Raw genomic sequence first — 15,867 nt, 5'->3', positions numbered from 1 at the left:
TCAACGGGCCAGCACGGGCTTGAGCGCCTTGCCCGTGTGCGTGCCCGCAGCCACCAGATCCTCGGGCGTGCCGGCCGCAATGATGCGGCCGCCGTCCTTTCCGCCTTCGGGGCCGAGGTCGATGATCCAGTCGGCCTCGGCGATCACGTCCAGGTCATGCTCGATGACGACCACGCTGTGGCCCGCATCCACCAGGCGGTGCAGCACGCGGATGAGCTTGTCCACATCGGCCATGTGCAGGCCCACCGTGGGTTCGTCCAGCACATAGAGTGTGTGCGGCGCCTTGTTGCCGCGCCGGGTCACGTCGTCGCGCACCTTGGTCAGCTCGGTGACGAGCTTGATGCGCTGGGCCTCGCCGCCCGACAGCGTGGGCGAGGGCTGGCCCAGCGTGAGATAGCCCAGTCCCACGTCCTTGAGCAGCTGCAGCGGGTGGGCGATGCCGGGCATGCTGGCGAAGAACTCGACGGCCTCGTCCACCTCCATCTGCAGCACGTCGCCAATGCTCTTGCCGCGCCAGGAGACGGCCAGGGTCTCGGGATTGAAGCGCGCGCCGTGGCAGACCTCGCAGGGCACCTTCACGTCGGGCAGGAAGCTCATCTCGATGGTGCGCATGCCCTGGCCCTCGCAGGCCGGGCAGCGGCCTTCGCCGGTGTTGAACGAGAAGCGGCCGGCCGCATAGCCGCGGGCCTTGGCCTCCAGCGTTTCGGCGTAGAGCTTGCGGATGGTGTCCCAGAAGCCGATGTAGGTGGCCGGGCAGCTGCGCGGGGTCTTGCCGATGGGTGTCTGGTCGACCTCGAGCACGCGGTCAATGCCCTCGAAGCCCTGCAGGCCCTTGCAGCCGGACAGCGGCGGCGCCTTGCCGGCGTCCATGGCATCGCGCCCGGCCTTGGTGGCGCGCTGGCCCACCCAGGCGGCCACATTGGCCAGCATCACGTCGCGCGCCAGCGTGGACTTGCCCGAACCGCTGACGCCGGTGACGGCCACCAGGCGCTTGAGCGGCACGCGCGCATCCACGTTCTGCAGGTTGTGCAAGTGGGCGCCGCGCACGGTCAGCCAGCCCAGTGCGTCGGACGCGGGCTCGGCCACCGCTTCGGCAGCGGCAGGCGCGGCCTTCTTTTTGGATTTGGATACCTTGACAGGCGCGGGCTCCGGCACGGGTTCGGCCACTGCTGCAAGCTCGGCGGCGGCCTGCGGCGGCTGGCCTTCGCCCACCCAGCGGCGCGGCTGGAACGGGTGGCGCATGGCGTGCAGCAGGTAGCGGCCCGTGATGGAGTCCTCGGCCGCCATGATGTCGGCCGCCGTGCCCTGGGCCACCAGGCGGCCGCCGCGAATGCCGGCGCTGGGGCCGATGTCGATGATGTGGTCGGCGCGGCGGATGGTGTCTTCGTCATGCTCGACCACGACCAGGGTGTTGCCCTTGTCGCCCAGCTTGTGCAGGGCGTTGAGCAGTATCTGGTTGTCGCGCGCATGCAGGCCGATGGTGGGTTCGTCCAGCACATAGCACACGCCCTGCAGGTTGCTGCCCAGTTGCGCGGCCAGGCGGATGCGCTGGGCCTCGCCGCCCGACAGCGTGGGCGCACCACGGTCCAGCGTCAGGTAGCCCAGGCCCACTTCCTCCAGGAATTCGAGCCGGCTCTGGATCTCGGGGACGAGGTCGCGCGCGATGTCGGACTCGCGTCCGGACAGAGCCAGCGCCTGCACCCATTGGCGCACGTCGTTGACCGACAGCTGGGCGATCTCGGCAATGCCCACGCCATGGAAGCGCACGGCGCGCGCCGTGGCATTCAGGCGTGTGCCCTGGCAGGTGGGGCAGGTGACTTCGGCCAGGTCCTCGATTTCCTGGCCTTCGAACTTGACCTCGCGGCCCCGGTTGTCCTCGGCCATCTGCGTGTCGTCGTAGACCTTGCGCTGGTCCTTGGTGAGCTTGACGCCCGTGCCCACGCAGTCGGGGCACCAGCCGTGCTTGCTGTTGTAGGAGAACAGGCGCGGGTCCAGCTCGGCATAGCTGGTGGCGCAGACCGGGCAGGCGCGCTGGGTGGAGAACACCTGCAGGCTGCCGATGCCGGCCGTGCTCCGGCCGCCGGCCATGGCATCGGCCAGGTTGTCCAGGCCCGACAGCACATGCAGCACGCCCTTGCCTGTTTCCAGCGCCTGCGCCAGGTGCGCGCGCAGTTCGCGCTCATTGGCCGCCGTGACGGTGACGCTGGCCACGGGCAGTTCGATGGTGTGCTCCTTGAAGCGGTCGATGCGCGGGAATCCCGTGGTGGGCAGGAACTCGCCGTCCACGCGCAGATGCGTGTAGCCGCGCGGCCGTGCCCAGTCGGCCAGCTCGGTGTAGACGCCCTTGCGGTTGACCACCAGCGGCGCCAGCAGGCCGATGGTCTGGCCCCGGAACTGCGTGAGCAATTGGGCCGCGATGCTTTCTGCCGTCTGCGGCTGCACGGCGGCGCCGTCGTGGATGCAGTGCTGCGTGCCCAGCTTGACGTAGAGCAGGCGCAGGAAGTGCCAGACCTCGGTGGTCGTGCCCACGGTGGACTTGCGCCCGCCGCGCGACAGGCGCTGCTCGATGGCCACCGTGGGCGGAATGCCGTAGACCGCATCCACCTCGGGCCGTCCCGCAGGCTGGACGATGGAGCGCGCATAGGCGTTGAGCGACTCCAGGTAGCGGCGCTGGCCTTCGTTGAACAGGATGTCGAAGGCCAGCGTGGACTTGCCCGAACCCGAGACGCCCGTCACCACGTTGAACTTGCCGCGCGGGATCTCCACCGACAGCTGCTTGAGGTTGTGCTCCTTGGCGTTGACGATCTCGATGGCATTCCTGGCAGCCGCCCCCGACATGGCATGCGCCTTGCGCTGGCTCTTGTAGAGCATGGGGGCGACCTCGCGCACGGCCTCGCCGCCCACGCCCATGGCCAGGTCGTACTCGCGCAGCGCCTGGGCCGTGTGCGAGCCAGGAATCTGGCGCACTTCCTCGGGCGTGCCCTGGGCCACGATGGCGCCACCGCCGTCGCCGCCTTCGGGGCCGAGGTCGATCAGCCAGTCGCTGGCACGGATCACGTCGAGGTTGTGCTCGATGACGATCAGCGAGTGCCCGGCCTCCAGCAGCTTGCGCAGCGCGCGCATGAGCTTGGCGATGTCATCGAAGTGCAGGCCCGTGGTGGGCTCGTCGAACAGGAACAATGTGCCTTTCTTGGCCAGCGCCTGCTTCGACTTGGCCTGGGCCTTGGCCGCTTCGGCCAGGAAGCCCGCGAGCTTGAGGCGCTGGGCCTCGCCGCCCGACAGCGTGGGCACGGGCTGGCCCAGCTTCACGTATTCAAGGCCCACATCGACGATGGGCTGCAGGGCGCGGATGACCTCGCGGTCCTGGGCGAACAGCAGGGCCGCCTCGGCCACGGTGAGTTCCAGCACATCGGCCACGTTGAGCTTGCGCGGCTGCAGCTCGCCGGCCGCGTGGCGCTCGATCGTGACTTCCAGGATCTCGGGGCGGTAGCGCGTGCCGTTGCAGTCGGGGCAGCGCAGGTAGACGTCGGAGAGGAACTGCATCTCCACATGCTCGAAGCCCGAGCCGCCGCAGGTGGGGCAGCGGCCGTCTCCGCTGTTGAAGCTGAACTTGGCGGCCGTGTAGCCGCGCTGGCGCGACAGCGGCGCAATGGCGAACAGCTCGCGGATGGAGTCCCAGGCGCCCACGTAGCTGGCCGGGTTGGAGCGCGCCGTCTTGCCGATGGGCGACTGGTCCACGAACATCACGTCGCTCAGGTGGTCGGCGCCCAGCAGGCGCTCGAAGGCGCCGGCCGCATCCGTGGGCTTGCCGAAGTGGCGCATCAGCGCGGGCACCAGCACGTCCTGGATCAGGGTGGACTTGCCCGAGCCGCTGACGCCGGTGATGGTGACCAGGCGCTGCAGCGGAAAGTCCACGTCGATGCTGCGCAGGTTGTGCTCGCGTGCGCCTTCGAGGATGAGGCGCGGCGTGGACTCGGTCACCATGCGCTTGAGGCCGAAGCCCACCTGCTTGCGCCCGCCCAGGTAGGCGCCGGTCAGCGTGTCGGCATGGCGCAGGTCCTCGGGCGTGCCGTCGAACACGATCTGGCCGCCGCGCGCGCCGGGGCCGGGGCCCATGTCGATCATGCGGTCGGCCGCGAACATCACGGCCGGGTCGTGCTCGACCACGACCAGGGTGTTGCCCGCATCGCGCAGGCGCTGCATGGCCTCGGTGATGCGTTCCATGTCGCGCGGGTGCAGGCCGATGCTGGGCTCGTCGAGCACGAACAGGGTGTTCACCAGCGAGGTGCCCAGGGCCGTGGTCAGGTTGATGCGCTGCACCTCGCCGCCCGACAGCGTGCGGCTCTGGCGGTCCAGCGTGAGGTAGCCGATGCCCACGTCGCACAGGTACTGCACGCGCGCCATGATTTCGGCGTGCAGCATCTTGAGCGCCTGGGCCTCGCCGTCATGCAAGGGGGCGTCGGCAGCCGGCGCCAGCTGCTGAAAGAAGTCGCGCAGCCGCACCAGGGGCAGCTGCATCAGGTCGTGCAGGCACAGGCCCGGCAGCGCGTCCAGCTGCTCGCGGCTCCAGGCCACGCCCTTCGGCATGAAGCGGCGGTAGCGGCCTTCGTCGCCGGGCGGCAGCACGGCATCGGCGGCCTGCTTGCCGCCCAGGCGCCACAGCAGGCTTTCGGTCTTCAGGCGCGCGCCGCCGCAGGTGGGGCATTCGGTATAGCTGCGGTACTTGGACAGCAGCACCCGGATGTGCATCTTGTAGGCCTTGCTCTCCAGGTATTCGAAGAAGCGCTTGATGCCGTACCAGGTCTGGGTCCACTTGCCATTCCAGTTGGGCGAGCCGTCCAGCACCCAGCTTTTCTGCGCGTCGGTGAGCTTGGCCCAGGCCGTGTCACGCGGGATGCCTTCGGCCTCGGCGTGGCGCATCAGGTCGTCCTGGATCTCTTTCCAGGCCGGCGTCTGCACGGGCTTGATGGCGCCCGTGCGCAGGGTGAGCTTGTCGTTGGGGATGACCAGCCCCCAGTCCACGCCGATCACGCGGCCAAAGCCCCGGCAGGCCTCGCAGGCGCCCACGGCGGAGTTGAAGGAGAACAGCGAGGGAATCGGCTCCTGGTAGCTCAGGCCGCTTTCGGGACAGTGCAGTCCCAGCGAGAACTTCCACAACTGGGGCTCGGCGGGCTGGTCACCTGCGGCTTCCACGGCGGACCCAGGCAGCACATAAACCGTCATGTGGCCGCTGCCGCGCTTGAGCGCGACCTCGATGGCCTCGTAGACACGGGCCCGCTCCACATTGCCCAGGCGGAAGCGGTCGGCCACCACATCCAGCAGCTTGACCTTGAGCGGCGCCGCCGCCTTGGCCTTCTTGCCCTTGGCGTCTGCGGCAGGCTCCACGGTGCCGGCCTTCTCGGCCTCGCGCTCGGCCTGGACCTTGGTGAAGCCGCTGGCCGACAGCCATTGCTCCACTTCGGCAGCCGTGGTGTTGGCGGGCAGTTCCACGGGAAAGGTGATGGCGATGCGCGGATCGCCGGCCTGCCGGCAACGCTCGGCCAGTTCCTCCAGCACGCTGTCGGCCGTGTCGTGGCGCACGGGCACGGCGGTGTCGCGGTCGAACAGCTGGGCCGCACGCGCGAACAGCAGCTTCAGGTGGTCGTTGAGTTCGGTCATCGTGCCCACGGTGGAGCGCGAGTTGCGGACGGGATTGGTCTGGTCGATGGCGATGGCCGGCGGCACCCCCTCCACACGGTCCACGGCCGGCTTGTCCATGCGGTCCAGGAACTGGCGCGCATAGGCCGAGAAGGTCTCGACATAGCGGCGCTGGCCTTCGGCATACAGGGTATCGAACACCAGGCTGGACTTGCCCGAGCCGCTGGGCCCCGTGACCACGGTCAGCTCGCCGGTACGGATGTCGAGATCCAGGTTCTGGAGATTGTGCTGGCGTGCGCCGCGAATTCGAATCAGACCGTGCGTCATGGATGTTGTGTGGTCAGTGGGAGCCAAACATTCTAGGCAGTCCATGCGTCAGGCATCAGACGTTTCCCAATACCTGTATTTTCATACAGGTTAAACAAAAAGACGCACCCTCAACGCATCCGCGCGACCATAAAAAAACCCCGGAACCAGTCCGGGGCTCGTGCCTCTTGCCGAGGACTTACTTGGCCATCTGCACGGAGGCAGGCATGGCCTGCCCGTCCGGCACGCCCTTCACCTGGGTGACGGCCAGCAGCGAGACGACGACAAAGGCCAGGCAACCGGCCGCGATGATCCTCATGGTTTTTCCTTGATCAGGCTGTGAAAAGACGGGCCCAGACAAAAAGGCCCCGCACCTTTCGGTACGAGGCCTGATGGCAGGCAGATACTGATTGGAACAGACCTGCTTTGCTCGCGGCTTACGCCGCGCGGCGATCAGAATGCGTGACGCACGCCGACGGCGAAGGACGAGAAGTCCGCGCCCTTCACGCCGGTCATGTAGTTGGCGCCGGCCTTGTTGTCCACCTTGGTGTAGTAGCCGTAGACCTTGGTGCGCTTGCTCAGGTTGTAGTTGTAGCCCAGGGTCCACTGGTTGGCGCCGGAGTCGGCAATGTTGCTCCACTTGTTGGCGTGGCCCAGGTTCACGTGGAACTCGGAAGCGCCCAGGGTGTACATGCCCGACAGACGGAAGTTGTTGCGCGTGCCGCGGATCTGCTCGTCGTTGCGCTGGTAGTAGCCACCGACCACGAACTGGCCGAAGGTGTAGGCAGCGCGGAAGGCGGCCTGCTTGTCTTCGTCCACCTGGCTGTAGCCGGCGCCCAGGGCCAGGGGGCCCACGTCGTAGTTGACGGCCAGGTCATAGCCGTTCTTGCGGGCGGGCGTGGCCTTCTCGTGCATGGAGACCGAGCCTTCGACCGTCAGGCCACCGATGTTGGGGGTGGTGTAGGAGATCTTGTTGGCAGTGCCCAGGCCGCTGGCGAACCAGACGGGGTCGAAGTACAGCGCGTCGGACGAGGTACCCGTGTCATGGTTGTGCATGCTCACGTAGTCGGCCGTGGCGAAGTACGAACCGGGGAAGAAGTTGCCCATGCGGATCTTGCCGAAGCTGCCCGACAGGTTCACTTCGCTCTGGCGGCCGAAGGTCAGCGCGCCCGTGGAGGAGGAACCCATGCCGGTGTCGGAAGCGAAGCCGCTTTCCAGCACGAAGCCGGCCTTCAGGCCGCCGCCCAGGTCTTCGACGCCGCGCATGCCCCAACGCGAGGAGTTGTTCTCCATCTTGTTGACGCTTTCGTCACCGATCTTCTGGCGCTCGATCGTGGTGTTGATACGGCCATAGATCGTGACGCTGCTTTGCGCCATCACGGTGGTGGAACCCAGCACGGCCAGCACGGCCAGGGCAACGCGGTTCATCTTGATCATCTCGGCATCTCCTTGGGATTGTTGAGTGGGTATTCTTGAAATCTCAGGGCCGACTCCGGCTCTAGATCAGTGCCATTTGCGGCTGCTGCGAATTCTAGGTGCGGGCATGTCAAAAAATGTACGGCCGCCTCTGAAAATGCGCGATCTGATGCTTTGCTGCCACAGCCATGACATGGAAAACCAGTAGAAGCGCCATAAGAAAAAGCCCACGGCAAACCGCCATGGGCTTTCATCAATGCAGAGCAAAAAACTCCGGCCGATAACACGCACATCGCATGAACCCGGCGCGGCCCAAAGCCAGGGACACCAAGCAAGGGCCTACGCCGGCCGCGCCGCCCCGCCGCGAGGGTGGCGTCCCCCTCCCTTGCGAAGCAAGCAGAGAGGGGGAAGCGGCGTAAGCCGCTCAGGGGGTGCCTTCACTCAATCATTCGCGTAGATATCCACATCCTTGGTCTCGCGCAGGAACAGCGTTCCGATGATGGCCGTGACGCCTGCAATGACGATGGGATACCAGAGGCCGCTGTACATGTTGCCGGTCTGGGCCACGATGGCGAACGACATGGTGGGCAGCAGGCCGCCGAACCAGCCATTGCCGATGTGATACGGCAGGCTCATGGAGGTATAGCGGATGCGCGTGGGGAACAGCTCCACCAGCATGGCGGCGATGGGGCCGTAGACCATGGTCACGAGGATGACCAGGTAGGTCAGGATGAGGACCATCATCACCTTGTTCATCTTCGCGGGGTCGGCCTTGGTGGGATAGCCGTCCTCGGCCAGCACCTTGGCCACGGTCTTCTTGAACTCGGCGTCCTTGGCCTTGGCTTCCTCGGGGCTCAGGCCCTTGATGGAGAACGAGGGGATCTCGGTGCTGCCGATGCGGATGAAGGCCGTCTTGCCGGGCGCTGCGTCCTCGGAGTCATAGCTGACCGAGCCTGCGGCCAGCAGCTGCTTGGCCACGTCGCAGGAGCTGGTGAACTTGGAGGTACCCGTGGGATTGAACTGGAACGAGCATTCCTTGGGGTCGGCGACAATGACCACCTTGTTCTTGGCCTGGGCCGCGGCCAGGTCGGGGTTGGCCGCTTCGGTCAGCGCCTTGAACACGGGGAAGTAGGTCACCACGGCCAGCACGCAGCCCAGCATGATGATGGGCTTGCGGCCTATCTTGTCCGACAGCGAACCGAAGATCACGAAGAACGGCGTGCCGATGATCAGCGCCGCCGCGATCATGAGGTTGGCCGTCACCGCATCGACCTTGAGCTGCTGCGTCAGGAAGAACAGCGCATAGAACTGCCCCGTGTACCAGACCACGGCCTGGCCGGCGGTCAGGCCGATCAGCGCCAGGATCACGATCTTGAGGTTGCGCCATTGGCCGAAGGACTCGGTCAGCGGGGACTTGGAGACCTTGCCCTCGGCCTTCATCTTCTGGAAGGCCGGCGATTCGGACAGCGTCATGCGGATCCACACCGAGATGCCCAGCAGCACGATGGACAGCAGGAAGGGGATGCGCCAGCCCCAGTCCGCAAAGGCCTGCTCGCCGATGGAGGTGCGCACGCCCAGGATCACCAGCAGCGACAGGAACAGGCCCAGCGTTGCCGTGGTCTGTATCCACGAGGTGTAGGCGCCGCGCTTGCCGTGCGGCGCATGCTCGGCCACATAGGTGGCCGCACCGCCGTACTCGCCGCCCAGGGCCAGGCCCTGCAGCATGCGCAGGCCGATGAGGATCACCGGCGCCGCCACGCCGATGCTGGCGTAGGTGGGCAGGATGCCGACGATGAAGGTCGACAGGCCCATGATCAGGATGGTCACGAGGAAGGTGTACTTGCGCCCGATCATGTCGCCCAGCCGCCCGAACACCAGTGCGCCGAAGGGCCGCACGATGAAGCCGGCCGCGAAGGCCAGCAGCGCGAAGATGAAGGCCGATCCCGCATCGAGTCCGCTGAAGAACTGCTTGGCGATGATGGCCGCCAGCGATCCGTAGAGATAGAAGTCGTACCACTCGAATACCGTGCCTAGCGACGAGGCAAAGATCACCTTGCGTTCTTCCGGAGTCATGGGCCGCGGGGTCGCCTTGACCCCCGCGCCTTGCGATGCGTTGATAGCCATGTCTGTCTCCTTGATTTATTGAATATTTAGCGGGCTTGCCATAGGCCCGCCGATTCACTATCCGCCTGCCTGCTGACGCGAATCTGACTCGCCTCTTACAGAAATTGACGGCGAACTGAACGTTTTCTTACTAACTCAGCAGCAACCCTGAGGCCGTCTTTTTCCATGTGAAAAGCACCGTAAAAACCCTGGCAAACCATGCTGCACTGCGTAAGCACTCGGTCAGAAGCGCTTTCCAGAATGCGCCGCAAGGCTGCAGATCCATGGAGCTGCCGCCGCGATTCCAACTTCAGGAGACAAACCATGACCGATCCGGTGGTAGACAAAATACAGCGCCATCCCAAATACCAGGAGCTGCGGTCCAGACGCAATCGCCTGGGCCTTTTTCTGACGCTGCTGATGCTGGTCGTTTATTACGGCTATATCTCGCTGATTGCCTTCGACAAATCCTTTCTGGCCCAGCCCATTGGCGCGGGCGTGACCTCGCTGGGCATTCCGATTGCCATGGGCGTGATCGTCTTCTCGGTGATCGTCACCGGCCTCTACGTGCGCCGCGCCAATGGCGAATACGACAAGCTCACCCAGGACATCCTGAAGGACGCCACGAAATGAAGAATTCCGCACAACGCATGCTGCTGGCGCCCGCCGTGGCGCTGGCCCTGACGGGGCCCGTGCTGGCCGCCGGCGGCGATGTCGGCGTGGCCGCCAAGCAGGCCACCAACTGGACCGCCATCATTCTCTTCACGGCCTTCGTCGTGGCCACGCTGTGGATCACCAAGTGGGCTGCAGGCCGCACCAAGTCGGCCGCCGATTTCTACACGGCCGGCGGCGGCATCACGGGCTTTCAGAACGGCCTGGCGATTGCGGGCGATTACATGTCGGCCGCCTCCTTCCTGGGCATCTCGGCATCGGTCATGGCCAGCGGCTATGACGGCCTGATCTACTCCATCGGCTTCCTGGTGGGCTGGCCCATCCTGACCTTCCTGCTGGCCGAGCGCCTGCGCAACCTGGGCAAGTTCACCTTTGCCGACGTGGCCGGCTACCGCTTCGCCCAGGCGCCGTTCCGCGCCTTCGCGGCCAGCGGCACGCTGGTGGTGGTGGCCTTCTACCTGATCGCGCAGATGGTGGGCGCGGGCCAGCTGATCAAGCTGCTGTTCGGCCTGGACTACTGGATCGCCGTGGTGCTGGTGGGCGGCCTGATGATGATCTACGTGCTGTTCGGCGGCATGACGGCCACGACCTGGGTGCAGATCATCAAGGCCTGCATGCTGCTGGCCGGCGTGACCTTCATGGGCTTCATGGTGCTGGCCAAGTACGGCTTCAGCCCCGAGGCGCTGTTCGCCGAAGGCGTGCGCGTGCGCTCCGAGATCGCCGCCAACAACGGCGCCGATCCCTCGGCCGCCGCCAAGGCAGGCCTGGCCATCATGGGCCCGGGCGGCTTCATCAAGGACCCGATCTCGGCCATCAGCTTCGGCATGGCGCTGATGTTCGGCACGCTGGGCCTGCCCCACATCCTGATGCGCTTCTTCACCGTGCCAGACGCAAAGGAAGCGCGCAAGAGCGTGTTCTGGGCCACGACCTGGATCGGCTACTTCTACGTGCTGATCTTCATCATCGGCTTCGGCGCCATCACCCTGGTGCTGACCAACCCCGAGATGGCCGATACGGTCAAGGGCGTGATCCACGGCGGCGCGGGCACGGCCAACATGGCGGCCGTGCTGGTGGCCAAGAGCGTGGGCGGCGACGTGTTCTACGGCTTCATCTCGGCCGTGGCCTTCGCCACCATCCTGGCCGTGGTCGCGGGGCTGACGCTGTCGGGCGCCTCGGCCGTGTCGCATGACCTCTACGCCACGGTGTTCAAGAAGGGCAAGGCCGACAGCGCCGCCGAACTGCGCGTCTCGCGCATCACCACGCTGACGCTGGGCGCCATCGCCGTGCTGCTGGGCATCGTGTTCGAGAAGCAGAACATCGCCTTCATGGTGTCGCTGGCCTTCGCGGTCGCGGCCTCGGCCAACTTCCCCCCGCTGTTGCTGTCGGTGCTGTGGAAGGACTGCACCACCAAGGGCGCGGTGATCGGCGGCTTCATGGGCCTGATCTCCTCCGTGGGCCTGACCGTGGTCTCGCCCCCGGTGTGGGAGGCCACGCTGGGCAACCCCGCAGGCTCGGCCTGGTTCCCCTACGCCTCGCCCGCGCTGTTCTCCATGACCATCGGCTTCGTGGGCGTGTGGCTGTTCTCGGTGCTCGACAAGAGCGCCCAGGCCGCCAAGGAACGCGCCATCTTCCCCGCGCAGCAGGTGCGCTCGGAAACAGGCCTCGGCGCCTCGGGTGCTTCGGGCCACTGAGCCACCGAGCCCCTCGGGCACCCACCATGCAAAGCCGGGCCCAGCGCCCGGCTTTTTCGTTGGCGGGGCAGCAGCCGCCCTCAGGTGGATCGGCTGGAGAAGGCGCCTGATCGGATATGCGATGGCCGGCGCCGTCCAGGCCTCTAGACTTGCGGGGTCTGCGCAGCTTCGCCTGTGCAGCACCGCTTCCCTCTTCAACGCACAGGACAGATCCGACATGCAACTCATCAGCCAAAGCTTCCAGGACGGCCAGGCGATTCCCGGCGAATTCGCGTTCGCGGTGCCCGATGCGGCCTCGCACGTGGCGCTGTCGTCCAACCGCAACCCGCACCTGGCCTGGAGCGGCGCGCCCGCAGGCACGCAGTGCTTCGCCGTGGTCTGCCATGATCCCGACGTGCCCAGCCGCGGCGACGATGTGAACCAGGAAGGCCGCGAAGTGCCGGCCAGCCTGCCGCGCGTGGACTTCTACCACTGGCTGCTGCTGGACATTCCGGCCACCACCACCGAGATCGCGGCAGGTGCCCAGTCCGAGGGCGTCACGCCACGCGGCAAGAGAGGCCCGGCCGCCCCCGGCGGCCTGCGCCACGGCATCAACGACTACACGGGCTGGTTCGCGGGCGACGAGCAGATGAAGGGCGACTACTACGGCTACGACGGCCCCTGCCCCCCGTGGAACGACAGCATCGTCCACCACTACGTCTTCACCGTCTATGCGCTGGCCACGCCCACGCTGGCGGTCTCCGGCGAACTGACCGGCGCCAATGTGCGCGCGGCGCTGGACGCAGCCCAGGTGCTGGGCAAGGCCAGCATCACCGGCCTGTACAGCCTGAACCCTTCAGTCTCCGTCGCTTGAGCGCATGCCCTCGCGGGTGCCTTCAGGCACCCTGATTTCCACCCCCCAGCCTGCGCAGCTTGATGAAGGCCAGCGCCGCCATCACGGCGTCGTTGAGCGCGTCGTGGGCCTCGCGCTGCGGCAGGCCCAGGTCGGCCATCAGCGTGGCAAAGCGCAGGTCGATCTCGGGCGCCTGCTGCTGCCAGGGCAGCAGTTGCCGGAAGCGGTGGTCGTAGTAGAGGGCCGAGACCTCGATGCGCTCGTTGGGCAGGCCCGTGCCCAGCCAGGGGCGCAGCACGCGCTCGATCATGGCCACGTCGAATTCCAGGTAGTAGCCGACCAGCGGGCGGCTGCCGATGAAGCGCAGCAGCTGCGCCAGCGCGTCCTCGATGGCCAGGCCCCGGGCCAGGTCCCGCTCGCGCAGGCGGTGGATGCGCACGCTGTCGCCGGGCACGCTGCGCGAGGGGCGCACCAGCAGTTCCAGGCGCTCGCTGGACAGGATGCGCTCGCCCACGATGCGCACGGCGCCGATGGAGATGATCTGGTCGCAGCGCACATCCAGGCCCGTGGTCTCGCAGTCCAGCGCCACCCATTCGCCGGGCGGCGGCGCGTCGAAGAGAAAGGCATAGGCGGGGTCCGCCAGCCTGCGCCGCTGCCGGTTGCGCCGCAGGCCCGCCACCCAGCGCTGCAAGGGCGCCGCGCTCATACCGCGTCCAGCCGCAGGCGCTGGCGCAGCAGTTCGCGGAAGCGCCGCACCACGGCCAGCGTGTCCTTGAGCAGGTCGCGCTCCAGGCTGCTCAGGCGGGCCGGGTCCACATGGCCGGTGACGGGGCGGCCCAGGTCGATCTCGGCCAGTCCCGCCTGCAGGCGCAGGCCCATGAGGAAATGCAGGCCCTGGAGCAGCTCCTGGCCCTGGGCGCCGTCGAGCACGCCCTTGTCCACCAGGGCCGCGATGCGCTCGGCCGTGCCGGTGGCGGCGATGCGCTGGGACAGCGCCAGGCTGCGCACGCCATGCACGATGGGGAAGATGCCGGCCTTCTTGAGGTGCACGGGCGCACCCTCGCCGCCGCGGCCCAGCAGCCGCTCCCACCAGCTGCCCGGCTCGTGCGCGAAGGCATCGACGGCCGAGGCGAAGCGCGCCACCTGGGCATCGCTGTCCAGGGCCAGCGCCATCAGGTCGCGCCGCACCGTGGCCAGCAGCGCGGCATCGCCGGCCACGGCATGGGCGTCCAGGAAGATCGCCAGGTGCATGAGGCCCTCGGGGCCGGGCAGGATCAGCCATTCGCGCACCTGCCTGCCGAAGCTGGCCACCGTGCCGCGCCATTGCGGGTTGCTGAGCATGATGCCGCCCGGGCATTCGGGGTAGCCGAAGCGCTGCAGCTGCGCGGAAAAGCGCGCGCAGATGGCATCGAGATCATCGGGCGGCACATAGCCGTCGCGCAGCAGCAGGCCGTTGTCCTGGTCGGTCTTGAGCAATTGCTCGCCGCGCCCCTCGCTGCCCATGACGAAGAGGCAGCTGTGGGCCACCAGGTCCAGCGGCGCCAGCATCTGCCAGGCACGCTCGAACAGGCGTGCATTGAGCTGCTGCACCAGCCGCGCCATCAGGGCCACCCGCGTGCCGCCCCGGTGCAGGGCGGCCACCAGGCGCGTGATCTGGGCGGCGGCCTGCTCCAGCGCCTGCAGGTCGGCGGCCTGCTCGATCTGCACGGTGATCAGGTGGGAGTGGTTGGCCAGGAAGCTGAACAGGTCCAGCGCCTCCAGGATGCCCAGCACCTGGCCCTGTGCATCCAGCACGGCCAGCCGGTGCACGCGCGCGCGCAGCAGCACGACCAGGGCATCGCCCAGCTGGTCGTCGGCGCGCACGGTGAACACGGGCTGGCTGGCGAACTCGCCCACGGCCAGCCGGTCCAGCGCGCGGCCGTCAAGGATGGCGCGCTGCAGCGTGGTGCCCGTGAAGATGCCCAGGCCGCCCTGCGGCAGTCCCGAGACCAGCACGCTGGTCGTGCGCTCGGCATGGAACAGGCGCACCACGGAGACGATGTCGGTGGCCGCATCCACCACATGGGCGGCACGCAGATAGGCCTGGTCCACACGCGCCAGCGTCAGCGACTGCAATTCGTGCCGGTCGGCGCGCTGGGCCAATGTGCCCAGCTTGTGGCCCAGGTCGGAGAACAGCAGTGCGCCAAAGGCCGTGTTGCGCGCGATCAGCTCGCCCACGGTTTCGCGCGCAAGCTGGTAGGCGATGAGTTCCTCGGCCACGGTGAAGCGGCTGCCCGTGCGGCCGGCCACCAGGGCGCGGCCGTCGAAGCTGTCGTCGGGGCCGTAGCTGGCCAGCACCTCGTCGCCCTCGGTCTGCACCACATGGCCCTTGATGATGACGAAGAGGTGGGTGGGCGCCGAGCCCGCGTCCAGCACCACGGCGCCCTCGGGGAAGTAGGCGATGTCCACGCCATCGCGCACCAGCGCCTGTTCGTCGGGCGTGAGGCAGTCGAAGGGAGAGGCGGCGAAGTTGAAGGCGTTGGGCATGGGGCAGGGCCGTTGTTCCAGCCCCGCCATTCAAACCTTCAGGCCTTGCTCCACGCTTGCAGCCGCGTCCCAGCCGCTGTCGAACCAGCTGTCGCCTTCCAGGTAGGCGCGCAGCATGGGCAGGCTGTCCAGGCCCCAGAAGAGGCGGCCGTCGACCTCCCAGGCCGGCACGCCGAACAGGCCTTGCGCGGCCGCGGCCTCGGTGTTCTCGCGCAGCAGGCGCCTGGCGTTGTCCGCCGCATCCGTGCGCAGCTGCGGCGCCAGCGTGGCGCGCAGTGCATCGAGCCGCGCAGGGTCCAGCGCGTCGGCGCCGCCCAGCCAGACATGGCGCAGCACGGCGTCCGCCACAAAGCGGTTGATGGTGCCGTCGTCGCTGCACTCCAGCGCCAGGCGCAGCAGCGGCAGCGGGTTGAACGGGTGGCGGGCCGGCATGTCCAGCCCCACGCCCGTGGCATGGCCCAGCCAGCTCACATGGCGGTAGGTCCATTCGCGCTTGCCCGCGATGCCGGCCGGTCCCGGGTTGGCGTGGCGCTGCAGCAGCGCGCCCAGCAGCACGGGGCGGTACTGCATGTGGTGGCTGATGCCCTGCAGCGCCTGCGGCAGTTGCGCGAACGCCAGCCAGGCATAGGGCGAGATGAAGTCGAGATGGAAGGTGATCTGCTTCATGGCGGGTGCGTCGTGATG

At 67.4% G+C, this 15,867-nt stretch carries 9 protein-coding genes; 3 read left to right on the top strand and 6 right to left on the bottom strand.

From position 1 onward, the window contains the following. The 3 genes from uvrA to ACFPFG_RS21755 all read right to left on the bottom strand — a co-directional run bounded on the left by uvrA (position 1) and on the right by ACFPFG_RS21755 (position 9,483). Entirely contained in the window at positions 1–5,964 is a 5,964-nt protein-coding gene (gene uvrA, locus ACFPFG_RS21765) for an excinuclease ABC subunit UvrA (RefSeq protein WP_380108216.1), read from the bottom strand. A gap of 432 nt (positions 5,965–6,396) precedes the next feature. Beyond that, entirely contained in the window at positions 6,397–7,380 is a 984-nt protein-coding gene (locus ACFPFG_RS21760; protein ID WP_183018920.1) for a porin, read from the bottom strand. Positions 7,381–7,800: 420 nt separating this feature from the next. Next, positions 7,801–9,483 carry an MFS transporter gene (locus ACFPFG_RS21755; RefSeq protein ID WP_183018921.1) on the bottom strand — a complete coding sequence of 561 codons (1,683 nt, stop codon included), beginning with the start codon at positions 9,481–9,483 and terminating at the stop codon, positions 7,801–7,803. 303 nt (positions 9,484–9,786) lie between these two features. Between ACFPFG_RS21755 and ACFPFG_RS21750 the strand changes: the two genes are divergently transcribed. The 3 genes from ACFPFG_RS21750 (at position 9,787) to ACFPFG_RS21740 (ending at position 12,678) form a co-directional block, all read left to right on the top strand. Continuing rightward, entirely contained in the window at positions 9,787–10,095 is a 309-nt protein-coding gene (locus ACFPFG_RS21750) for a DUF485 domain-containing protein (protein ID WP_380108213.1), read from the top strand. Further along, the gene (locus ACFPFG_RS21745) at positions 10,092–11,825 is read left to right on the top strand and encodes a cation acetate symporter (protein WP_183018922.1); all 1,734 of its coding nucleotides are present in this window, start codon (positions 10,092–10,094) and stop codon (positions 11,823–11,825) included. The genes ACFPFG_RS21750 and ACFPFG_RS21745 overlap by 4 nt, the downstream gene beginning before the upstream one ends. A 217-nt stretch (positions 11,826–12,042) precedes the next feature. After that, on the top strand, positions 12,043–12,678 hold the full coding sequence (locus ACFPFG_RS21740; RefSeq protein ID WP_197954799.1) for a YbhB/YbcL family Raf kinase inhibitor-like protein: 636 nt from the start codon (positions 12,043–12,045) through the stop codon (positions 12,676–12,678). 22 nt (positions 12,679–12,700) lie between these two features. Here ACFPFG_RS21740 and ACFPFG_RS21735 read toward each other — a convergent pair whose 3' ends face one another. From ACFPFG_RS21735 to ACFPFG_RS21725, 3 genes are read right to left on the bottom strand one after another with little or no spacing between them, the layout of a single operon-like run. Continuing rightward, positions 12,701–13,363: a 3'-5' exonuclease gene (locus tag ACFPFG_RS21735; protein ID WP_183018924.1), complete on the bottom strand. Its 663-nt coding sequence runs from the start codon at positions 13,361–13,363 to the stop codon at positions 12,701–12,703. After that, positions 13,360–15,213: a putative nucleotidyltransferase substrate binding domain-containing protein gene (locus ACFPFG_RS21730; protein ID WP_380108210.1), complete on the bottom strand. Its 1,854-nt coding sequence runs from the start codon at positions 15,211–15,213 to the stop codon at positions 13,360–13,362. Before ACFPFG_RS21730 ends, ACFPFG_RS21735 begins: the two co-directional genes overlap by 4 nt. After that, positions 15,214–15,849, bottom strand: coding sequence for a DsbA family protein (locus tag ACFPFG_RS21725; RefSeq protein ID WP_183018926.1), 636 nt, complete (start codon positions 15,847–15,849; stop codon positions 15,214–15,216). It abuts the gene before it with no gap. Between the last annotated feature and the right edge of the window lie 18 nt (positions 15,850–15,867).

Origin of the sequence: Delftia deserti (genome assembly GCF_042653485.1) — a bacterium.
GTDB lineage: Bacteria > Pseudomonadota > Gammaproteobacteria > Burkholderiales > Burkholderiaceae_C > Comamonas > Comamonas acidovorans.
The sequence above is the reverse complement of the archived record's forward strand: the minus strand, read 5'-3'. Positions and strand labels throughout refer to the sequence as shown.